The organism is Rhodospirillales bacterium (genome assembly GCA_028824295.1).
Classification (GTDB): Bacteria; Pseudomonadota; Alphaproteobacteria; order TMED109; family TMED109; genus VXPW01.
Window position 1 is genome coordinate 40,345 of sequence record JAPPED010000016.1, and the last position, 20,814, is coordinate 61,158.

General features: G+C 65.7%; 25 protein-coding genes. 13 read left to right on the plus strand and 12 right to left on the minus strand.

The features are described 5' to 3' along the window. Positions 1 to 77 precede the first annotated feature (77 nt). Positions 78 to 335, plus strand: a complete 258-nt coding sequence (locus OXH60_07640; GenBank protein ID MDE0711991.1) for a type II toxin-antitoxin system RelB/DinJ family antitoxin — start codon at positions 78 to 80, stop codon at positions 333 to 335. Next, positions 325 to 609 carry a type II toxin-antitoxin system YafQ family toxin gene (locus OXH60_07645; protein ID MDE0711992.1) on the plus strand — a complete coding sequence of 95 codons (285 nt, stop codon included), beginning with the start codon at positions 325 to 327 and terminating at the stop codon, positions 607 to 609. Before OXH60_07640 ends, OXH60_07645 begins: the two co-directional genes overlap by 11 nt. Positions 610 to 744: 135 nt before the next feature. Here OXH60_07645 and OXH60_07650 read toward each other — a convergent pair whose 3' ends face one another. The 4 genes from OXH60_07650 to OXH60_07665 are packed head-to-tail and all read right to left on the minus strand — an operon-like array spanning position 745 to position 3,750. After that, on the minus strand, positions 745 to 1,893 hold the full coding sequence (locus OXH60_07650) for a thiolase (GenBank protein ID MDE0711993.1): 1,149 nt from the start codon (positions 1,891 to 1,893) through the stop codon (positions 745 to 747). Then, entirely contained in the window at positions 1,890 to 2,288 is a 399-nt protein-coding gene (locus tag OXH60_07655; protein MDE0711994.1) for a Zn-ribbon domain-containing OB-fold protein, read from the minus strand. Before OXH60_07655 ends, OXH60_07650 begins: the two co-directional genes overlap by 4 nt. Positions 2,289 to 2,341: 53 nt before the next feature. Beyond that, complete coding sequence (locus tag OXH60_07660) at positions 2,342 to 3,169, minus strand: NAD(P)-dependent oxidoreductase (protein MDE0711995.1); 828 nt, start codon at positions 3,167 to 3,169, stop codon at positions 2,342 to 2,344. Next, a complete protein-coding gene (locus OXH60_07665) occupies positions 3,166 to 3,750 on the minus strand; it encodes a cob(I)yrinic acid a,c-diamide adenosyltransferase (GenBank protein MDE0711996.1) in 585 nt (194 codons plus the stop codon). The genes OXH60_07660 and OXH60_07665 overlap by 4 nt, the downstream gene beginning before the upstream one ends. 151 nt (positions 3,751 to 3,901) lie before the next feature. On the opposite strand from OXH60_07665, the gene OXH60_07670 reads away from it, so the two are divergent. Genes OXH60_07670 through OXH60_07705 form a run of 8 tightly spaced genes read left to right on the plus strand, consistent with a single transcriptional unit; the run spans position 3,902 to position 11,714 of the window. Next, on the plus strand, positions 3,902 to 5,062 hold the full coding sequence (locus tag OXH60_07670) for a M20 family metallopeptidase (protein ID MDE0711997.1): 1,161 nt from the start codon (positions 3,902 to 3,904) through the stop codon (positions 5,060 to 5,062). Continuing rightward, positions 5,040 to 6,617, plus strand: a complete 1,578-nt coding sequence (locus OXH60_07675; protein ID MDE0711998.1) for an ABC transporter substrate-binding protein — start codon at positions 5,040 to 5,042, stop codon at positions 6,615 to 6,617. Before OXH60_07670 ends, OXH60_07675 begins: the two co-directional genes overlap by 23 nt. Positions 6,618 to 6,633: 16 nt before the next feature. After that, on the plus strand, positions 6,634 to 7,575 hold the full coding sequence (locus OXH60_07680) for an ABC transporter permease (GenBank protein MDE0711999.1): 942 nt from the start codon (positions 6,634 to 6,636) through the stop codon (positions 7,573 to 7,575). Continuing rightward, the gene (locus tag OXH60_07685; GenBank protein ID MDE0712000.1) at positions 7,572 to 8,396 is read left to right on the plus strand and encodes an ABC transporter permease; all 825 of its coding nucleotides are present in this window, start codon (positions 7,572 to 7,574) and stop codon (positions 8,394 to 8,396) included. The genes OXH60_07680 and OXH60_07685 overlap by 4 nt, the downstream gene beginning before the upstream one ends. After that, a complete protein-coding gene (locus tag OXH60_07690) occupies positions 8,393 to 10,006 on the plus strand; it encodes an ABC transporter ATP-binding protein (GenBank protein ID MDE0712001.1) in 1,614 nt (537 codons plus the stop codon). The genes OXH60_07685 and OXH60_07690 overlap by 4 nt, the downstream gene beginning before the upstream one ends. Before the next feature lie 2 nt (positions 10,007 to 10,008). Beyond that, positions 10,009 to 10,608: a DedA family protein gene (locus OXH60_07695; GenBank protein ID MDE0712002.1), complete on the plus strand. Its 600-nt coding sequence runs from the start codon at positions 10,009 to 10,011 to the stop codon at positions 10,606 to 10,608. A 9-nt stretch (positions 10,609 to 10,617) separates the two neighbouring features. Then, positions 10,618 to 11,148, plus strand: a complete 531-nt coding sequence (locus tag OXH60_07700; protein ID MDE0712003.1) for a disulfide bond formation protein B — start codon at positions 10,618 to 10,620, stop codon at positions 11,146 to 11,148. Continuing rightward, positions 11,145 to 11,714, plus strand: coding sequence for a demethoxyubiquinone hydroxylase family protein (locus OXH60_07705; GenBank protein ID MDE0712004.1), 570 nt, complete (start codon positions 11,145 to 11,147; stop codon positions 11,712 to 11,714). Before OXH60_07700 ends, OXH60_07705 begins: the two co-directional genes overlap by 4 nt. A 51-nt stretch (positions 11,715 to 11,765) precedes the next feature. Here OXH60_07705 and OXH60_07710 read toward each other — a convergent pair whose 3' ends face one another. The 3 genes from OXH60_07710 to OXH60_07720 form a co-directional block, all read right to left on the minus strand. Then, a complete protein-coding gene (locus tag OXH60_07710; GenBank protein ID MDE0712005.1) occupies positions 11,766 to 12,056 on the minus strand; it encodes a helix-turn-helix domain-containing protein in 291 nt (96 codons plus the stop codon). A gap of 511 nt (positions 12,057 to 12,567) precedes the next feature. Then, complete coding sequence (locus OXH60_07715) at positions 12,568 to 13,455, minus strand: nucleotidyl transferase AbiEii/AbiGii toxin family protein (protein ID MDE0712006.1); 888 nt, start codon at positions 13,453 to 13,455, stop codon at positions 12,568 to 12,570. Continuing rightward, the gene (locus OXH60_07720; GenBank protein ID MDE0712007.1) at positions 13,452 to 14,012 is read right to left on the minus strand and encodes a hypothetical protein; all 561 of its coding nucleotides are present in this window, start codon (positions 14,010 to 14,012) and stop codon (positions 13,452 to 13,454) included. The genes OXH60_07715 and OXH60_07720 overlap by 4 nt, the downstream gene beginning before the upstream one ends. Positions 14,013 to 14,254: 242 nt before the next feature. Between OXH60_07720 and OXH60_07725 the strand changes: the two genes are divergently transcribed. After that, positions 14,255 to 14,527: a hypothetical protein gene (locus OXH60_07725; GenBank protein ID MDE0712008.1), complete on the plus strand. Its 273-nt coding sequence runs from the start codon at positions 14,255 to 14,257 to the stop codon at positions 14,525 to 14,527. A 24-nt stretch (positions 14,528 to 14,551) separates the two neighbouring features. Here OXH60_07725 and OXH60_07730 read toward each other — a convergent pair whose 3' ends face one another. The 4 genes from OXH60_07730 to OXH60_07745 form a co-directional block, all read right to left on the minus strand. Continuing rightward, positions 14,552 to 15,175 carry a glutathione S-transferase family protein gene (locus tag OXH60_07730; protein ID MDE0712009.1) on the minus strand — a complete coding sequence of 208 codons (624 nt, stop codon included), beginning with the start codon at positions 15,173 to 15,175 and terminating at the stop codon, positions 14,552 to 14,554. Between the two features lie 93 nt (positions 15,176 to 15,268). After that, positions 15,269 to 15,655, minus strand: coding sequence for a DUF86 domain-containing protein (locus OXH60_07735; protein ID MDE0712010.1), 387 nt, complete (start codon positions 15,653 to 15,655; stop codon positions 15,269 to 15,271). Then, positions 15,627 to 15,917, minus strand: a complete 291-nt coding sequence (locus tag OXH60_07740) for a nucleotidyltransferase family protein (GenBank protein MDE0712011.1) — start codon at positions 15,915 to 15,917, stop codon at positions 15,627 to 15,629. Before OXH60_07740 ends, OXH60_07735 begins: the two co-directional genes overlap by 29 nt. 57 nt (positions 15,918 to 15,974) lie before the next feature. Then, entirely contained in the window at positions 15,975 to 16,103 is a 129-nt protein-coding gene (locus OXH60_07745) for a hypothetical protein (GenBank protein MDE0712012.1), read from the minus strand. Positions 16,104 to 17,101: 998 nt separating this feature from the next. On the opposite strand from OXH60_07745, the gene OXH60_07750 reads away from it, so the two are divergent. After that, a complete protein-coding gene (locus OXH60_07750; protein ID MDE0712013.1) occupies positions 17,102 to 17,944 on the plus strand; it encodes an abortive infection family protein in 843 nt (280 codons plus the stop codon). A gap of 541 nt (positions 17,945 to 18,485) precedes the next feature. On the opposite strand, the gene OXH60_07755 is transcribed toward OXH60_07750, so the two are convergent. Beyond that, positions 18,486 to 19,319 carry a hypothetical protein gene (locus tag OXH60_07755; GenBank protein ID MDE0712014.1) on the minus strand — a complete coding sequence of 278 codons (834 nt, stop codon included), beginning with the start codon at positions 19,317 to 19,319 and terminating at the stop codon, positions 18,486 to 18,488. Positions 19,320 to 19,696: 377 nt separating this feature from the next. Between OXH60_07755 and OXH60_07760 the strand changes: the two genes are divergently transcribed. Beyond that, positions 19,697 to 20,776, plus strand: coding sequence for a ParA family protein (locus tag OXH60_07760; GenBank protein MDE0712015.1), 1,080 nt, complete (start codon positions 19,697 to 19,699; stop codon positions 20,774 to 20,776). Positions 20,777 to 20,814: the final 38 nt, after the last annotated feature.

Here is a 20,814-nt window from a genome sequence, read left to right on the forward strand (position 1 = left end):
AAGCCTTCATCGTCATAAAGGGCTTTCAACAGTCTGAGTAAGTAGCTACAATAGGACTACAATCGGGAGGGGAGTCAATGCCGGCGGATGCAGTCGTGCGAGCCCGGATTGATCGGGACACCAAGGACCGGGCGGCGGACGCGCTCCGGGCGATGGGTCTTTCGATGTCAGATGCAATCCGTCTCTTGCTGTTGCGGGTGGCAGAGGAAAGGCGTCTTCCGTTCGCGGTTGAGGTGCCGAATTCCTTGACCGTCCAGGCGATCCAGGAGCTTGAAGAGGGCAGGGGCAAACCGTTCGCCGACGCCGAGGAGTTGTTCGAGGACGTTGGTATCTGAACTGCTGACCCCGGTCCGTTCGACGCAATTCAAGCGAGACGTCGCAAGGGCGCGCAGACGGGGCAAGCACCTGGCCAAACTGCGAGCGTTGCTGACCGCACTGGTTCGACAACACCCCCTGCCGGCACGGTATCGGGACCATGCATTGCGCGGTCCCTGGACCGGTTATCGGGATGTCCACCTCGAACCAGACTGGATCCTGATCTACCGGGTTCGCGAGGGGAAACTGTATTTGGCCCGTACCGGAACCCACGCCGATCTGTTCCGGGAATAAGGGCGAGCAACGAGAGAGGGGAGCGGCCCCCTTCCGGACCTGCACCTCCTGGTCCAGCCGTTAAATGACGCAAGATTGCCCGGTAGACGTCGTCCGGATATCGGCCGCCGCCAGCTTCCCGTGCCTGCCGTCGGGCTAAACCGTCCCGTCGGCACCGAGGATCAACGTGACCTGGCTCGAGAACAGGCCGCCGTTCCCGTGCGCGAGGGCGATCTCCGGGTTGGATTGCTGGCGCTCGCCGCAGTCGCCGCGCAGCTGCCGCACCGCCTCGATGAGCGGGAAGATCCCGTACATGCCGGGATGGCAGCACGAGAGGCCGCCGCCGTTGGTGTTGACCACGAGCCTGCCGCCGGGGGCGATCGCGCCGTCCTCGACGAAGGCGCCGCCCTCGCCCTTGGCGCAGAAGCCGAGGTCCTCGAGGAACATGATCGTGTTGATCGTGAACGCGTCGTACACCTGCACGAGGTCGATGTCGTCCACCGACACGCCGGCCATCGCATAGGCGCGTGGGCCCGAGTCGCTCGCGGCCGTCACCGTCAGATCCGGCATGTTGGTGATGGCGCGGTGCCAGTGGGCCATCGCGCCACCGAGCACCGGGACCGGCGGGCGCTCGAGATCGCGGGCGCGCTCGGGCGAGGTGAGGATGACCGCGCCGCCGCCGTCCGTGACTAGGCAGCAGTCGCGCACCGTGAAGGGATCGCTGATCGGTCGCGAATTGAGGACGTCCTCGATCGAGAGGGGCTCGCGGAGAAAGGCGTCGGGGTTCATGGCCGCCCAGGCGCGCGCTGCCGTCGCCACCTCCGCCAGCTGCTTGCGCGTGGTGCCGTACTCGTGCATGTGGCGCGAGGCGGCGAGCGCATAGGAGGTGATCGGCTGGCGTGGTCCGTACGGACTCTCGAACGGATCGGGCCTCGAGGTCGACACGAGGCGGCCTGACATGGACCGCTGGTTGCTGCCGTAGGCGACGAGGGCCACGTCGCACTGCCCCGTTGCGATTGCCATCATCGCCGTCAGCAGATGCGCCAGGCTCGAGGAGCCGCCGATCATCGACGAATCCGAGAACTTGGGCGCGATGCCCAGGTACTCGCAGAGGGTGAGTGAGCCCATGTTGAAGGTCATCGAGGCGCAGAAGACCCCGTCGACGTCGGACGGACGCAGCCCTGCGTCGTCGAGCGCCGCCTGCACCGCGCCGGCTGTGATCTCGAGCTCGCTGAGCCCGGGGGCCTCGCCGAGGCCGTACGTGCCGGCGCCGACGATCGACGCCGCTCCCCGGAGCCCGGTCATGAGCTCGACTCCGCCGGATGGAACACGACCATGGGATCGTCGCCGGAGCGGTCGATCACGGCGGTGACGGCCATGCCGATCCGCACGGCCTCGGGCGCGATGGTCTCAACCCGGCTCATCATGCGGGGCCCCTCTTCGAGGTCGATCAGCGCGACGTTGTAGGGCGGTCCCTGTTCGGGGCGGCGGCGGACGACGCTGGTGGCATGGACGGTGCCGCGCCCGGATGCCTCGCACTCGCTGAGTTCGCTGCCGCCACAGTGGGGACACAGGGCGCGCGGGTAGAAGATGCTGCGCCCGCAGTCGTCGCAGTGCTGCAGCATGAAGCGCCCGTCGGCCAGGGCATCGAAGTAGGCCTGTTCCGGGCCCGGTTTGGCGGTGTCGGCTGGCATGCGCATGCCCTTTTCAGGTTGGCGGCGGGTTGGCGCGTCGGGCGCCAAATGTAGCGGGCTTACGTCGCGTCGTCGTCCGCGTGCGGCATGGCCACAAACTGGCCGCCCTGGTACTTGACCAGCGGGTCGTCCGGGCCGACGGGCGGCGTCGAGGCCTCGATGTCGGCGCGGTATGCTTCGGCGTTGTCCCTGGGCCGGAAGCCGAGCGCGGCGGCCGCGCGGTTGTCCCAGAACGACTCGTGGTTGGCCGACACCCCGAAGACCACCGTGTGTCCGACCGCCGGTGCGATGAGGGAGCGCTCCACGAGGTGCACGAGGTCCGGGTACGAGAGCCAGGTCGCGAGCATCCGCCGGTCGATGGGCAGGTCCCGGCAGGAGCCGATCCGCAGCGACACCGCCTCGATTCCGTACTTGTCGTTGTAGTACTGCGCGAGGTCCTCGCCGAACGCCTTGGTGAGCCCGTAGTTGGTGTCGGGACGCTGCGGTACCGTCGCGTCGATGGTCCGGGTGCGGGGATAGAAGCCGATCGCGTGGTTGGAACTGGCCCAGACGACGCGTCCGACCCCGTTCTTCCGGCATCCCTCGAACAGGTGGTACATCCCGAGGATGTTGCCGTGGTGGAGGTCGGCGAACGGGGCTTCGCCGGAGACCCCGCCCATGTGGACGACGGCATCGACGTCGCGGGTGAGCGCCTGCATCCCGGCCGCGTCGCCGAGGTCGCACGGGACCACCTCCTCGCGCTCCCGCGCCGGGCCGAGCGGCTCGCGGTCCGACACCCGGAGGACGTCGGCGAGGGCCGGGAGGTGCTCGCGGAGCACCGTGCCCAGGGCGCCGGCGGCACCGGTCAGCAGGAGGCGCCGGAAGCGCCTCGATTGTGCTGGGTTCACTGGTTGGCGCCCGGTACCCAGAGGACGTCGCCGCCAGCCCGCGCCGCCTCGGTCCGTGCGAGGACGAAGAGGTGGTCCGAGAGGCGGTTGACGTAGGCGAGCAGCTCATTCCGCACCACGGCGCGGGCGGCGAGCGCGCTCAGTTCGACCTCGGCCCGCCGGACGATGGCCCGGGCGACGTGGAGATGGGCCGAAGCGCTGGTGCCACCCGGCAGGATGAACGAGGTCAGCGGCGCCAACCGCGCGTTGAGCTCGTCGATTTCGCCCTCGAGGCGCTGCACCTGTGCGGCGGAGATCCGGAGATTCCCGGCCCGCCGGCCGCGCCGGGCGGGCGTGGTGAGGTCGGCGCCGGCATCGAAGAGGTCGTTCTGGATGCGGGCCAGCATGGCGTCGGCGGCCTGCGAGACGTGCAGCCGAGCAATGCCGATGTAGGCGTTCGCTTCATCGATCGCGCCGCCCGCGCGGATCCGGAGAGCATGTTTCAGCACCCGTTGTCCGTTGCCGAGCGACGTTCGGCCTTGGTCGCCACCGCGCGTGTAGATGCGGTCGAGCCGGACTACGGTTGACGGGTCGCGCGCCATCCGGCCTCCGTCGCGGCGAGGGTCGCGGGCCAGTCAGCTTACACCGTACGAGTCGGGGATACCTGACAAGCATGGTCAGGTATGTCCAACGGCTTCCGGATGGCGGTCGCCGGGCTCCGGTATGGTACCTTGGAGCCAAACAGGAGGTCCCATGCCGGTCATTAACCGTATTGCGGGCGGAAGCGACGCCATGATCGAGTGGCGCCGCGATTTTCACCGCCATCCCGAACTTGCCTACAAGGAACACCGGACCGCGAAGCGGGTCGCCGAGTTGCTCCGCTCCTTCGGCGTGGACGAGGTCGTCGAGGGAATCGGGGGCACCGGCGTGGTCGGTCGGATCCGGAACGGCAGCGGCCCCTCGGTCGGGCTCCGCGCCGACATGGACGCGCTCCCGATCCACGAGCAGAACTCCTGCGAGCACGCCTCCTCGGCGGACGGCGTGATGCATGCCTGCGGCCACGACGGGCACACGACCATGCTGCTTGGCGCCGCCCAGTACTTGTCGGAGACGCGGAACTTCGAGGGCGACGTGGTGCTGGTGTTCCAGCCGGCGGAGGAAGGCTTCGCGGGTGCCAAGGCGATGCTCGACGACGGCCTCTTCGAGCGGTTCCCGGTGCGCAACATCTTCGGCATGCACAACATGCCGGGCCTCGAGCAGGGAAAGCTTCGGGTGGCGCCCGGGCCGATCATGGCCGCAGCCGACAACTTCAAGGTCACGGTGCAGGGCAAGGGGGCGCACGGCGCGATGCCCCACCAGTCGGTCGATCCGATCATCGCCGGAGCGGCGATCGTGCAGGCGGTGCAGACGCTGGTGTCGCGGACGAGCGATCCCAAGAACACGCTCGTGATCTCGGTAACCCAGTTCCACGCGGGCGACGCGTACAACGTGATCCCCGACAGCGCCGAGCTCTGCGGGACGATCCGCTACTTCTCGCCTGAGACCGGCGAGATGGTCCGGAAGCGCTTCCCGGAGGTGTGCGAGACCGTGGCCCGCGGGCTGGGCGCCACGGCCGACGTCGACTACCAGCGGGGCTACCCGCCCACGGTGAACCACGCCGAGGAAACGGCCTTCGCCGGCCGGGTCGCCTCCGAGATCACCGGCGAAGCCGTGACGACCGAGCAGATGCAGGTGATGGGATCGGAGGACTTCTCGTTCTTCCTCCTGGAGCGCCCGGGAGCCTACGCCTGGATCGGAAATGGCGATTCGGCCTCCCTCCACAACCCGAGCTACGACTTCAACGACGACAACCTTGCGATCGGCGCGAGCTTCCTTGCCCGGATCGCCGAAGATGCGCTGCGTGTCACGGACTAGCGCCGCCCTCGCGCTCGCGGCCTCGATCGCGCTGGCCCTCCCGGCCAGCGCGGAGACCGTGCTCCGGGCCGTGGTGCACGCGGATCTCAAGAACATCGATCCGATCTGGACCACGGCCTACATCACCCGCAACCACGGGTACATGGTCTACGACACGCTGTTCGCGGTCGATGCGGAGTTCAACGTGCAGCCGCAGATGGTCGACACCTGGGAGGTGTCCGACGACGGGCTGACCTGGACGTTCCGGCTGCGGGACGGGCTCGCCTGGCACGACGGCGCGCCGGTGACGGCGGCCGACTGCGTCGCCTCGATCCGTCGCTGGGGGGCGCGCGACGGCATGGGCCAGAAGCTCATGGACGTCACCGCGGCGCTCGAGGCGGTGGACGACGCGACGTTCCGCCTGACCCTCACGCAGCCGTACGGGCTGGTGCTGGAGTCGCTCTCCAAGGCGAGTTCGAACGTGCTCTTCATCATGCCGGAGCGGCACGCGCTGACCGATCCCTTCGAGCAGGTCCCCGAGGTGATCGGGTCCGGGCCGTTCGTGTTCGTGGCCGACGAGTGGGTCCCGGGCGCCAGGGTCGTCTACGTCAGGAACGAGGCCTACGTGCCGCGGAGCGAACCGCCGAGCTGGGGTGCCGGCGGCAAGGTGGCGAAGGTCGACCGCGTGGAGTGGCTCTACGTCCCCGACACCGCGACGGCCATGAACGCGCTCCTCGCCGGGGAGATCGACTACTTCGAGCTCCCGCCGCACGACCTCCTGCCGATCATGGAGGCGTCGCCCGACGTCACGGTGAAGCGCCTGGACCCGGTCGGCGTGCAGGGGCACATCCGCCTCAACCACCTGTACCCGCCGTTCGACCACCCGAAGGCCCGCGAGGCGATGCTGTGGCTGGTGGAGCAGCCCCGGTTCCTCCGCGCCGTGGTGGGGAACGAGGAGCACTGGCGCTCGTGCCCGGCGTACTTCGGCTGCGGCAGCCCCTACGAGACCGACGCCGGGGCGGAGGCGCTGATGGGGTTCGACCCCGAGCTGGCACAGTCGCTCCTCGAGGAGGCGGGCTACGACGGCCGGCCCGTCGTGCTGATGCAGCCGACCGACGTCGCGATCCTGAGCGGCGCGGCGCTGATGCTGGCGGGCGTCCTGCGGGACGCCGGGGTGAACGTGGAGCTCCAGGCGATGGACTGGAGCACGCTCACCAGCCGCCGCGCGCTCGACGCGCCGCCGGAGGAGAACGGCTGGAACATCTTCCCCACGTGGTTCATCGGCATGGACGTCGTGCACCCGCTTGCGAGCGTGGTGACGAGTGGCGGGTGCCGCGAGCGGGCGTGGTTCGGCTGGCCGTGCGATCCGGTGATGGAGGAGCTCCGCGAGGCGTTCGCGTTCGAGAACGACCCGGGACAGCGCTTCGCGCGCGCCGAAGCAGTGCAGCAGCAGGCATTCGCGCTGGTGCCGTACGTGAACTTCGGGGAATGGTTCAACCCGGTGGCGTTCCGGTCCGACCTCGAGGGCATCCTCGAATCGCCGATCCCGCTCTTCTGGAACATCGCGAAGCGTTGAGCGGAAGCCCGATCCGGTGACCGGCTTCCTGCTGCAGCGGCTGCTGGCCACCATCCCGGTGATGGCGGTCGTGGCCGTCGTCGTCTTCCTGCTGCTGCACCTGGGACCGGGTGACCCGGCGGCGGTGATCGCCGGCGACTACGCGACGCCCGAGGACATCGAGCGCATCCGCGACCGGCTCGGGCTCAACGAGCCGCTCCACGTGCAGTTCCTGACCTGGATCGGCCAGGTGCTGACGGGCGATCTCGGGATCTCGATCTTCTCGAACCTGCCGGTCGCACAGCTGATCGCGCAGCGCGTCGAACCGACGCTCGCGCTCTCGATCGGGACGCTGATCCTGACGGTCGTGGTCGCGGTGCCGCTGGGCGTGGCCGCGGCCTGGCGGGCAGGCGGCTGGCTCGACCGCTGCCTCATGGGTGGCGCGGCGCTCGCCTTCGCGGTGCCGGTCTTCGTGATCGGCTACATCCTGATCTACGTCTTCGCGATCAAGCTCTCGCTGCTGCCCGTCCAGGGCTACCGGCCCCTGGCGGACGGCGCCGTGCCCTTCCTCCGCCACCTGGCGCTGCCGGTGGTGGCGCTCTCGTTCGTCTTCATCGCGTTGATCGCCCGGGTGACCCGCGCGAGCGTGCTCGAGGTGCTGGGCGAGGACTACATCCGGACCGCGCGCGCGAAGGGGGTGACCACGTTCCGGCTGCTCCGTCGGCATGCCCTCCGCCCGGCGCTGGTGCCGGTGGTGACGGTGATCGGCATTGCCTTCGCGCTGCTCGTGGGCGGGGTGGTGGTGACGGAGAGCGTCTTCAACATTCCGGGCCTCGGCCGGCTCACGGTCGATTCGGTGCTCCGGCGCGACTACCCGGTGATCCAGGGGCTGATCCTCGTGTTCAGCGCCGCCTACGTGATCACCAACCTGATCGTGGATCTGCTGTACAGCGTGCTCGATCCGAGGATCCGCGAATGAACGCGATCCGCCGGAACCGCTCGGTCCAGATCGGGATGGCGCTCCTCGCGCTGGTGGTGGTGACCGCGGTGCTGGCGCCGCCGATCGCCGGCATGGACCCCCTCCGGATGACTCCGGAGGACCGGCTCACGAGCCCCGTGGCGGCGCACCCCTTCGGGACCGACATGTTCGGGCGCGACATCCTGGCGCGGACGCTCCACGGCGGGCGCGTCTCGCTGAGCGTCGGGCTCATGGTGGCCGCGGTGGCGCTCGCGGCCGGGCTCGGGATCGGCCTGGTCGCCGGCTACGTCCGGGGGGTCGACCGGATCGTGATGCGGGTCATGGACGGGATCATGGCGATCCCCGGCATCCTGCTCGCGATCGCGCTGATCGCGCTTTCGGGCGCCACGCTCACGACGGTGGTCGTCGCGATCGCGGTGCCGGAGGTGCCGCGCGTGGTGCGCCTCGTGCGGAGCGTCGTGCTGGCGGTCCGGGAAGAGCCCTACGTCGAGGCGGCCGTCGCGGCCGGCGCCCGGCTGCCGCGGCTCTTGGTCCGCCACGTGCTCCCCAACACGCTGGCTCCCCTGATCGTGCAGGGAAGCTACGTCTGCGCCTCGGCGATGATCGTCGAGTCGATCCTCGGGTTCCTGGGCGCGGGCATGCCGCCCGAGGTGCCGAGCTGGGGGAACGTGATGGCCGAGGGGCGCACCTTCTTCCAGATCGCACCCTGGATCCTGTTCTTCCCGGGCGCCTTCCTCGCGGTGACCGTGCTGTCGGTCAACCTGCTGGGCGACGGGCTCCGGGACACGCTCGATCCGCGGCTCCGGGGGCGGTTCCAGTGACGGAGACCGCGAACCGCACGGTCCTCTCGATCCGCGACCTCACCGTGGAGCTCCCGGTGGACGCGGAGCGTGCCCACGCGGTCGAGGACGTGTCGTTCGACGTGCAGGCCGGCGAGATCGTGTGCCTCGTGGGCGAATCGGGGTCGGGGAAGTCGGTGACCGCGCAGGCGGTGCTGGGTCTCCTGCCGCCGGGCCAGCTCCGGGTCACGGGCGGCGCGATTGAGCTCGAGGGCGAGGACCTGCGGACGGCGCCGCCGGCGCGGCTCCGCTCGCTCCGCGGGCGCGCCATGGCGATGATCTTCCAGGAGCCAATGACCGCGCTCAATCCCGTCCTCACGGTGGGCGAGCAGGTCCGCGAGGTGTTCGAGACGCATGGCGTCCTGAACCCATCCGAGCGGCGCGAGCGGGTGATCGAGCTGTTCCGCTCGGTTCAGCTCCCGGATCCGGAGCGTCTCGTGCACACGTACCCGCACCAGCTCTCGGGCGGCCAGCGCCAGCGCGTGATGATCGCGATGGCGTTCGCGTTGGAGCCCGCGCTCCTGGTCGCGGACGAGCCCACGACCGCGCTCGACGTGACGACGCAGGCGCGGATCCTCGAAATCATGCGGACCATCCAGCGGGCGCGCGGCAGCGCCGTGCTGTTCATCACGCACGACTTCGGGGTGGTGGCCGACATCGCCGACCGGGTCGTCGTCATGCGGACGGGGCGCGTGGTGGAGCAGGGGCCCCGTGACCAGATCCTGCGGTCGCCGTCGCACCCGTACACGTGCATGCTGCTGGAAGCGGTGCCGGGCCTCGAACCGGAGGCGCGGGACGGCAAGGCCGACAGCGCCGCGCTCGAGGTGCGGAACTTGTCCAAGACGTTCGCCGGGGGCGGCTGGTTCCAGCGCGGCCGGACGGTGGAGGCGGTGCGCGACGTCTCGCTCGTGGTGCGGAAAGGCGAGACGCTGGCGGTCGTGGGCGAGTCGGGCTCGGGCAAGTCGACGCTTGCCCGCTGCACGGTGCGCCTCACGCGGGCGAGCAGCGGGGAGGTGCTGCTGGCCGGCGAGGACATCGCGCAGCTTGAGCCCCGGGCGCTCCGGCCGTTCCGCCGGCGCATCCAGATGGTCTTCCAGGATCCGTTCCGCTCGCTCAATCCGCGGCGAAACGTGGCGGCGGCGCTGATCGAGGGCCCAGTCAACTACGGGGTGTCGAGGGAGGAGGCGCTGGAGCGCGCGAAGCGGCTGCTGGGCCTCGTGGGGCTCGGGGACGATGCGCTCGGGCGTTACCCGCACCAGTTCTCGGGCGGCCAGCGCCAGCGGATCTGCATTGCCCGCGCGCTCGCCCTGGAGCCCGACGTCCTGATCGCGGATGAGCCGGTGTCAGCGCTCGATGTCTCGGTGCAGGCGCAGGTGCTCGACTTGCTGGCGGACGTGCGCGAGCGCTTCCAGCTCGCGATGCTCTTCATCACGCACGATCTCCGGGTGGCGGCGCAGGTGGCCGACCGAGTGGCGGTGATGTCGAAGGGGGAGATCGTGGAGACCGGGCCCGTCAGTGACGTGTTCGGAAACCCCCGGCACCCGTATTCCAGGGCGCTCTTGGCCGCGGCGCCGGGGCGCGGGCGGCTCTGACGATGGTGGACGCCCTCACCGCTGGCTTGGGGCGTCTCTACGCGTGGGTGCTGAGGCTCGCGGGGCACCGCCACGCGGAGCCGGCGCTCGCCGCGGTGGCGTTCACGGAGAGCTCCTTCTTCCCCGTGCCGCCCGACGCCATGATCGTCCCCATGGTGCTCGCCCGCCGCGAGCGCTGGATCCGGACGGCGCTGATCGCACTGGTGGGATCGGTGGCCGGCGGCTTTCTCGGCTACGCAATCGGGTACCTGCTCTGGGATGTGATTGGCGCGGCGATCCTCGCGTTCTATGGGATGGGTGATGCGTTCGTGAAGTTCCAGGCCTGGTACGCCGACGGGGGCGCGCTGATCGTGTTCCTCGCCGCGTTCACGCCGCTCCCCTACAAGGCTGTGACGATCGCGAGCGGCGTCGTGGGCATGGATCTCGTGGCGTTCGGGCTGGCGTCGGCGGCGGGGCGCGGATTGCGGTTCTTCGTCGTGGCGGCGCTGCCCGCCTTCCTCGGGGAGCGGGCCGAGGCCCTGATCCGCCGGCATGCGCGTGTGGCGACCTGGGCAGGCCTGGTGCTTGCGGCTGCCGTCGTCGCCGTAGCAGCGCTGGCCTAGGAGCGGGACGTGCGGGCGGATGCCGTGGTGGCGGTCGTGCGATGGGTGACAGGCACGCCGCCCGGGTATCTCGCGCTGGCGGTGGTTGCCTCGATCGTGGCATTGGCGTCGGCGCTGGTGATGCAGTACGGCTTCGGATTGCCGCCGTGCGATCTCTGCATCGAGCAGCGCTGGGGATTCGCCGGCGCCGGCGCCCTCGCGGCGGTGGGCCTCCTCGCGCACCGGGCGGGGATCGCACGACGGGCGATGGTGGCCGCGGTCGGCGCGGCGTTCCTGGTGACCGCGGGACTGGGTTTCCGGCATGTCGGCGTGGAGCAACAATGGTGGCCGGGGCCCGATACCTGCACGGCGACCGGTGCGGACGCCCAGACGACGGATGAACTCCTCGACGCCATCATGAACGCCCCCTTGGTCCGCTGCGACGAGATCCCGGCGAGCCTGCTCGGCCTGTCGATCGCGGGCTGGGTGGTGGTGAGCGCGCTGGCGATGGCAGGGCTCGCGGCCGTGGCGCTTGCCCGGAGCCGGGGGGTTGCTCAGTGACCAAGCGGCGACGGACACGACGACGGCAGGCTCTGCGCCTCCCCGGCGATCCGACCCCCGAACAGCGGATCGCGCGCATCCTCCGCGTGGACCATGCGGGCGAGTACGGGGCGAAGCGCATCTATGAAGGTCAGCTCGCCGTGCTGGGCGACACGTCCGCCGGGCCCGTCATCCGGGAGATGGCCGAGGGCGAGGAGCGGCATCTCGCGTCGTTTGCGGAGGATCTCGCAGACCGCGAGGTCAGGCCGACGGTCCTTTTGCCGCTCTGGCACGTGGCGGGGTACGCGCTGGGTGCGGCGACCGCACTCCTGGGTCGGGAGGGGGCCATGGCCTGCACGGAGGCCGTCGAGGAGGTGATCGACGGGCACTACGCAAGGCAGGAGCGGGCGCTCGGCGAGTCGGAGCCGGAACTCAGGGAGAAGATCCGTGAATTCCGTGCGGACGAACTCGGGCACCGGGACACCGCCCGCGCGGAAGGGGCCGCGGCCGCCCCGGGATATCGGGTGCTCAGGCGATCGGTGCGGGCGTCGACCCGGCTCGCGATCTGGCTGTCCGAGCGGGTGTGAACTCGCAGTCTGGGACTTCCGGGCCCAAGACCGGTTCTTCCAGGGGTTCGGTCATTCCCGAGCTTTCTTGGCAGCGTCGACGACGGCGTTGATGTCGACGGGGATCGGGCCGTTGCCTGGTTCCCGCGGGAGATCGTCCGGATGGATCGTCAACGAGAGATCCAGCGCTGCTAGAGCGCGGAGGACCAAACCGACTTCGGCACGCGATTTACCGCGTTCGAAGGCCACGAGCCACTGCCGTCCTGCCCCGATCTTGCTGGCGAGTTCGGCTTGGGTCAGCCCGAGTTTTCGGCGTCTGTCCCGGATGGTCAGGCCGAGTTCCAAGGGGGTTCGGATTTGCATGATGATTCAGATGTCGGCGTTCGCTAACAATACAAGAATGTAGTCGTACGAAGACAAGAGCGCATTGTCGTCGATCGGAGACTTTCCCAAGTGTGCGGGTCCGGCCACTTCGCCAGGAGGGGCGCAACACTGTATGCGATGACGATCGACAGCAGCATCACCTCGCATGAACATCCTGGCGTTCGGGCTCGCGTCGACCGCGAGGCAGGGATTGCGGTTCTTCCCAGCGTTGGCCGTGCCCGCCGTGCTCGGGGCGCTGGTCGGGACCCCTGATCCACCGGCATGCGCGTCTCGCGACCTCGCCCGGCCTGATGCTCGTGACTGCTGTCGTGGTGGCCGCGGTGCGCCGTCGGTTTGAATCAGAGACGCCCGACCGGCATGGCGGAGCCGTGTCCGTCACGCTCAATTGAGGTCGACAGTTTCGCCAGTGGTCCCGCTGTCGCGCCAATCCCGGTGAATATCCTTCTATGACGTGGTCGGCCAGCAAGCCGGGATCAGGCTCACCTGCCGGTCAGGGTTCCCGCTCCAGGCTTCGCACTGCTGCTTCCATCAGACGTTCCACTTCCTGCGCCAGGAACTCCATGGAGCGCGGACTATCGAGTGTTTCTCGGGCGGCGTCCCGGCTCACGAAGCGCCGTATTTCCATGCCGAACGCCGGGAATCGGACGATGTCCCCCACGCTGTTGGCGGCAATCTCCAGCCAGGATGGAGGTGTGCGGTGGTCCCGCATCTTCGCCTGCAACAGGTCCGCGCGGATCTCCGTGCCTTGCACGTGCAGCCAGTGCATGTCCCAGACGTCGCGATAGCGCGGCCGGTCCCGTGTTGCTACGGACGAGGGAAAGGCTACGAGCTTGTTAGCGAGGATCTCCTCTCGGCTCTGCACGGCGATCAGCATGTCCAGATCGGGCAGCACGGCATATTGTCGGGCGATCCTTCGCACCTCCCGCGTGTGGCTCGGCGCGTTGTCGATGTCGAGCTTGACCCTCAGCATGGGAAGGTCGCTGCGGCCGGAAGGAGAGGGGATGGCGATTCGCCAGGAGGCGACCGACACGCTCTCCGACAGCGGGCGCCGCCGCGCGGACTTCGGGAGGGTTACGGATGCGTCAAGGCCGCAGCGCTCCGCGAGTCCCTTCTCCAGGGCGTCGGCCAGACCCGCCAACCGCTCCGCCTCGAAATCCGGCCCGCCCGAGAAGTCCAGGTCCTCGCTAAACCGCGGGGCGCCATGGCAGAGTCGCAGGGAAGTACCGCCCTGGAACGTCAGTTCGTCGAGGAACCCTCCGCGTTCCATCATGAACAGCAATTCGTGATGCAACAGTTCCTTCTCGACGACCGGGCGCAGTCCGTCGAGATCGGGATCCCGCATGGCCGTATCCACCAGGTAGTGGAAATCCTGCCTCATGCCACAGCCTGCTCGGCGAGAATGTCGCGATACGCTTCCATGTCGACCGTGTGCAGATTGCGTCCGACTCGCTTCAGGTCGCGCAGCGCGGTCTCGATCCTGGCGATCCGCAGCGGCCGGCCCTCCATGACCAGGGTGTTCGCCAGAATGTTGCGCACCGGGCGGGCGGTATGCGTGAACTCGATCTCCCCGTAGCGGGTATCAATCAGCCCACCCCGGCCCGTCGTCACGACCGTGATCCGGGAGATGGGGACCTGCGAGATCGCGCCGAATTCCGAGAGCGCCGACTCCAGACTGACATAGCTGTATTCGCCCCGTCGCATGCAGGCCGCGATCTCCTCGACCAGATACTTCCGGGACCGCTGCGACAGCGCATTTACGTAAGTGCCTCTCGCCGCCCGTTCGAGCACACCTTGCGCAACCAGTCGCCGCAGCCCCTCGGAAAAGGTCTTCTCCGAGCGTTCGGGAAAGATCCGGCGCAGGTCGGCCACCGCGAAGACGGACTTGTCCTGCCGGTCCCACAGCGCCAGCGTCTTGACCGCTTCGAGTGACTTCATGGCGTTGCCCCGACCCAATATGTACGCCTTAACCATAGATTTAGAGGATTACTGTGTATATCAGGAGGGTTTGCCCGGCAGGGGCGAAGCCCCGATGACGTGCAGGCAGCAGTCAGCGATGTGACCCGGCGCGGCATGCTCCGGCACCCTCGGTACGACCGCCGCGCGGGAACTGCATCCGGCCCTCGAAAGCCAACGCCCGATCCGGACCATCCGGCACCAGTCGCTGCGCGGATATCGGGATGAAGCCCACGGAGAACGCGACCAGCTCGGCTCCGAGCGTCACCGCTACGCGATTGAACCCGGGCCCCCACCGGTCGGGCGATGTCGCCCATGTCCTCGAGTGGAAGGTCACCACGGTGGCACCCCTGCGGAACTCACTGATCGCCAAGGGAATGATCTTCAGCCCCGCGCACGGTGACAAGGCGTTCACCGTGCCGCTCTTCGGCGCCTTCATGCAGCGGATCATGCCGCAGTTGCGAGGAGACGAAGCGCCCTGCTTTCTCGCAATTTGAAACTGTCAGGCCGGCCGCGAAGCATCAGTCTTCGCCGCCGCCGACCGCCGCATGGTCGAGGGCCGTCGCCCTGCGATACGCCTCTCGCCCTTCGAGCCGGGACCAGTACGCCTCGAAGGCCGGCCGCTTCTCGATCAGGTCAAAATGGAGTCCCCACTGGATGTGCGAGCCCACGTAGACATCGGCGGCCGTGAACGTCTCGCTCGCGACATAACCGCCGCCGCCGAGGGCTTTCTCCAGGGTATCCATCGTCAGGCCGAAATTGCCGTAGCCCACCATCGCTTCCTTATCCTCCGGCGGGGCGAGGCCAAAATTGCGGTTGGTGACCGCGGCTTCGAGCGGCCCGGCGGCGAAGAACAACCAGCGGTAATAGGCGCCGCGCCACGCGGCGGGCGGGGCCAGCCCGGCCTCCGGGAAGGCATCGGCGAGATAGGCGCAGATGGCTGGCGCCTCGGTGACCACAGTCGGGCCGTGGCGGATCGCCGGTACTTTCCCCATCGGGTTGACCGCGAGGTACTCCGCCGACTTCATCGGCGGCCCGTATTCCAGGATCTCGGTGCGGTACGGAACCGCCAGCTCCTCCAGCATCCAGCGGACGATGCGCCCGCGCGACCTCGGGTTGGTGTAAAAGACGATCTCGGTTGTCATGGTGGCTCTTTCCCGCAATCGCGGCGCTGTTCCCAAGGATCGAAGCTACCGAAGTTCCTGCGATTGTCCTCCGATTCGCGGCAGGCGTCCTCTCTAATCGCGGCCTGTCGTCTTCAATAAATCTCGCAACGCCGGCAGCAGCACGGGAACGTCGTTGCAAACGATGTCCCAGACGACGTCATTGTCGATGCGGAGATATTCATGACTGAGGCGGTTGCGTGTCCCGATGATGGTTTGCCAGGGGATCTCCGGATGGGCGTCACGGACCGATTCTGGGATCCGCATTGCCGCATCATCGATGAGCTCGAGGTTGCGCAGGGTGGCGTCGTATGGCATGGGGCTGGAGATGAACACAGCTTGATCCAGCCCGGCCGTATAGTCCCGGACCCTTTCGCAGAAGCCGATCATGTCATCGACGTAGAAGCGCCACTCCCTCGGTTCCCGTTCCCGCTCAGACTTGGAGCGCTTCGCGCTCCACATAGGGACGCAATTCCCGGCGCAATGCGCTGTCGGTCACCAGATCGACGGACCGGCCCAGCAGGTCTTCGATATAGAACTGCGTGCCAATGTTACGCGCGGAGGTTGCACGCCCGGCGAAACGAACAAGGAGATCGACATCGCTGTCTTCAGCCGCTCGGTTGCGGGCGATGGAACCGAACAGGGCGAGATCGGTGACGTTGAACTGCTCCGCAAGGGCCTTCTTATGTGTCCGCAGTAGAGCGAGGACTTCGTCTCTGGTCACCGGCCGTTCCTCGCCAGTCGTGTCCCGAAGATTTCAAGTGCCACGGATCAACTGACCCTAGTCTAGTGCTGCGGTGGTACCGCTATCTTCAGCGTCTATCTTCAGCGTCGAGAGACCGAGGCACCAGGACGCTTGGCAGATGTCGATATCGACCACGTCGCGGGCGGCGTCATGGTCGACATTCAAGCAGTAGGGTTCCCGAACGCGCCACGTTCAGCACCGCTTTGAACTCCGCATACAGCCTGTCCATTTCGGGATAGTGGTGCAGTTTTACTCTTGCCCCCTTCCAAGTTTCGGAGCGGGCCGCTCTCATTGGTCTACTTGAATGTGCCACTCGCCGTTCCATTCCGGTGGTGGACTTGGGACCAAGTATGATGAAGGCGAAGAACGCATGTTTGAAGGTGTATACGCGAAGATGAGGCTGTAAACTGCTTAACCAGTCGCTTCAGCCGACGGCCAACCCGCTACGCGGCTTGCCCGCGGCTGAGTTTGGTCGTTAGACCTTCCATCTGCAATTAGCTTTCGCTAATGCCAAATGCAGCGCGCAGTGCCTTCCGGATGCCCCGCCCAGTCAAGATCACTGGGCGAACATCAACGATCACTAATTCCTTCGTCAATGCAATCGTTCCTGTTATTGAACCGACCGACGATGAGATCCTATCCGTACTACGGGTGCTCGATATGGATGTGGCAGATGTCCGATGCGCATACTGCGGTGATCCAGCAACCGAATGGGACCATTTGGAGCCCATCGTCTCCGAAAAGCGCCCGACAGGCTATATCTCTGAAATCGCAAATCTTGTCCCAGCGTGCGGGAAGTGCAACCAGTCGAAGAGTGGGAGACGTTGGAGAGACTGGATCCAAGGACCAGCAGCTCTCTCCCCGAAAACGCGGGGAGTCCAAGATCTGCAGAAGCGAGTTGAACGCCTAGAGCACTTCGAGGCGATCCATTCTCGTCGTGTTATTGACTTCGAGGCGGTAGTTCCACCAGACCTTTGGGCCGCTCACTGGCGTAATCACGATGAGCTGCATCGAATGATGCGCACGAGTCAGGGAACCGCCGAGCAAGTCCGCAATGCTGCCAAACGTGCAATCTAGGTATAACCAGTCGCTCCGGCCAACGCCGCCCACATGGCGCGGCTGAGCTTGGTCGATATGCACTCGACATATTCGTCGGAATGACCTTGTCCGAACACACGATTTCCGCCCTCGGTGCCATCATCACTGGTGATGGCGGAATGACCCCGTACCGTTCTGGACCTGAACTCGTGAAATTCTTCAACCGGTTCGAACGAGCAGACGAATACAGCGGAGGATTCCCGTCTCGTTGGTACTACGCGGAGGAGTGCATTCGTGAGCTGAACGCAAGCGGTCTAGGTTCCGATGTCGTTGTTGCGACGCTAGATCGTCGACACTTTCTCGGGGGAAAGCACGACCCAGATGCAGTTGCCGAGCACTTGAATCAGTTCCTTGAGTTCGACGGCTACGAGATTCAGGCGTACGGAAAGAAGTGGCGAGTTGTTCCTCTCGCGGAGGAAGTTGACGTACCGACTATTTTGATCCCGACCGGAAGCGTGACGCACGATTTCTTGGCCGAACAAGTTCGGAAGTGTACTGAGAAGCTCCAAGCCGAAGACTATGACGGTGCAATCACGAATGCGCGGTCGATGCTCGAGGCTACGTTAGTATCGCTTGAACGGCAACTTGTCGACGACCCTCCTGACTACGACGGAAACCTTCCAAAGCTGTACCGCCGGGTACAAAAGGAACTCAACCTGACTCCCGGCCAACAGGGTCTAGCCGACAGCCTGCGCCAGATCCTATCCGGGCTCACTAGCGTAACGAACGGCTTGGCTGCCTTACGAAACACAATGAGTGATTCTCATGTCGTCACATATAGGCCGGCGCGGCGCCATGCCCAGCTCGCAGTCAATGCTTCGCGTACCTTGGCCCGGTTTCTTTTCGAAACGCACGAGTATCAGCTCTCAAGGCGGAAAGAGACAGAGCGTGCAGAACAAACGCATTGAGCGAACTGGCCCAATCGCGTATCGATTGGGCCAGTTCGCTAATGCCTCTCGCTATCAATTCAGAAGCCGCAATTCCGGGGTGATGTTCGCGTAAGGGTGAACCAATTGAGTCGCCCTTCGTCGGCACATCCACGTCCCGAATTCGCCACAGACTCTCGGTGAAGTACGCCATCTTGAACTCGGGTTATTCCCCTCGCGAGACCGCCGACGAGTTCGCGTCCGATACGTGCGTTTCGGGTAACGACAGCGACTACGCGGCGTACACTCATACGCAACGCCCAAGCGGAGGCGAGACGCCCCAGGGGAAACTCGCCGCTGCGTCCCCGTGCGAGGATCGTCTCACACGACAAGGCTATCTTCGCCGGCGCTCGGACTGAACCGTGGCGGCGTCCGGTCCGGTTTCGCGTGCCCCATTTGCGATCCGGACCTTTGATCAGTCGAGGCTTTCTCCTTGGGCTTCCACGTGGAAGCTCGGGAGTCTCCCCGACAAGACCAACTCCGGGACCAACCTTCGGACGGAAGGGCGTCGCAGGCTTTCATCTCATGTTCCACCGACTTCGAGCAGCAGCCGGCAATGGTCGCTCGCCCCCATGCCTCCACGCCATAGAGGGCACGAACCGTCACGTCTGCATGGAGTCCGCGGGAGGCAAAGGCGTAGTCCAGCTGGCGGTTCGTCTCGGCCGGCTTCTGGCGGTTGGAGTGCCAGGTCGGAACGTCCCGCGTGTCCCCGGAGCTGTCCAAGGGGTGTGGATGACGCTGCTCTTTCGTTCGGAAGTTGCAGTCCGAGAAACTCGAGGCCGAGCGCCTTGAAGCGATCCCAGACGACGCGTTCGCGCGCATACCACGGCGCTTCGGTGGCTCCGTAGCATAGGTTCAGGTCGCCGGCCGCGAGCATCGGGTAATGGGAAGGGTCAAGGTAGTCCATGAAGCTTTGGAGGTTTGAGAGGATGCGGTGCACTGAGATGTCAGCGTGGCGACCCGGTGTCTCTACGGTTGTGCTCGGGTGCGCCCGCGTCCACCGCGCGTACATTGACACGGCAAGAAACGCCTCTTCTGTTTGTCCGCACGGCACCACGCGCGCAACCGCCAGCGTTCCGCTGCCGCTTACTTCGATTTCCCGCTCGTCGCGCCACCATCCCAGCGCGGGAACCTGCCGGAACCACTCGACCTCCACCTTGTCGGACAGCTGCACGACCAGCGGCCTCCGGTCGAACGACGTCGGTTCCAGGGCGTCATTCTCGTAGCGGAACCGGTCGGCAATCTCGCCGGGCGGATCTCCTGCCTCCTGTAGCAGCGCAAGGCCAACTTCGCCCCGGCTGGCCATCTCCGCCAGTTCAAACCACGGGTCCCGCTTTTGGGCGATGTTCCAGCTCACGCCCCTGATGATTCTATCGGTTACGCACCGCGTCCTGGCTTTTCAGATGACACGCGGGCTTGGCTGGCCATACCGGACGATGCGTCGGCGGGTCCGGACCCACTATGCAGGAAAATCGGCTGCCTTGCGGGATACCCAGCGCTCACAGCCGCGCCCGGCGGCCGAGATCGAATGTAGACAATCGACATGTAGGATCCAGCATGGGCAAATGGATGCGGATTACGACCGCCGGGTTTCGTTCGAACTGACGGTTGATGCCGTGCCATCACCCGCGGACAGAAATTGGTTGTGAACATTATTCACAAAATAGGATTGTGCTGACGTTCCTATCATGATATATAAGTGGCCTTCTCGTCGTGCGATGAAAGGAAACCGTCATGAATCGATCAGCGCTGGTAGGCATCGCCGAGATAGCGGAACTGTTCGGCGTGTCTCGACAGGCCGCCTCTAACTGGCGTGAGCGACATGCCGACTTTCCACCGCCTACTGCGTCCCTGAAGAGCGGCCCGGTATGGGAGTTGCCGGACATACTTGCTTGGGGAGACGAACGTAAGATGAAGGTTAAGGTCGCGAAGGCGGATGCGTTAAAGTCTGGTGCTGATACCGAAGCTAAGTGTGTAGTTGTTGCGATGGTGAATATGAAAGGCGGGGTTGGCAAGTCAACTCTAACAGCGAACATCGGCTGGTACTGTGCGTACTATAGAAACTTGCGCGTCTTGATGGTCGATCTCGATCCTCAGTTCAACCTGAGCCAATATGTACTCGGAAATGACCGTTATGAGGAACATCTGAAGGCAAGCAAGCCGACAATTGTGGACATTCTCGAACAACACACACCTGGAAATGGAGCTAAAGGGGGCATTGGCAGGGAGGCGATCACCGTCGCCCGAAAATGGGACGATGGCAGCTTGATACATGTGATTCCATCGAAACTAGAGCTGGCTTGGACGTTGAAGAACCCTCATCAAAAGGAGCATCTAGTCAGGGACTATCTCCAGGACATCAGGGACGGTTACGATCTAATCCTCATCGATTGTCCGCCAACTGAGTCGATGCTGACGGCGGCTGCCTACATGAGTAGCGATTTTTTGGTTGTGCCGGTACGGCCTGAGTATCTCTCCACCATCGGTCTACCGCTGCTCGTACGTTCACTTGCTGATTACAAGAAAGCATACAAGAACGAGCCACATCCGAAACTAGCAGGCATCGTCTTCAATGATTCGGACGATTCAAAACCAGAACACCGCCGGTCGCGAGAAACCGTGGGAAAGGTTGCCACGGAACAGGGATGGGACATCTTCGACGGGCAGCTAACACACTCTGACTCGTACCCGGCCGGCGCTCGCACCGGTAAACCTATTTTCCTGACAGATTACGCCCGACACTGGAAGAAAGAGGAGCTGTATGTCGTTGCCCAGGAATTCATGGAGCGGGTCGGCCTCAAGGGGAGCAGCTAACCATGGGTAGGAGGCGTCCACCTTTGGTGGCTGAGATA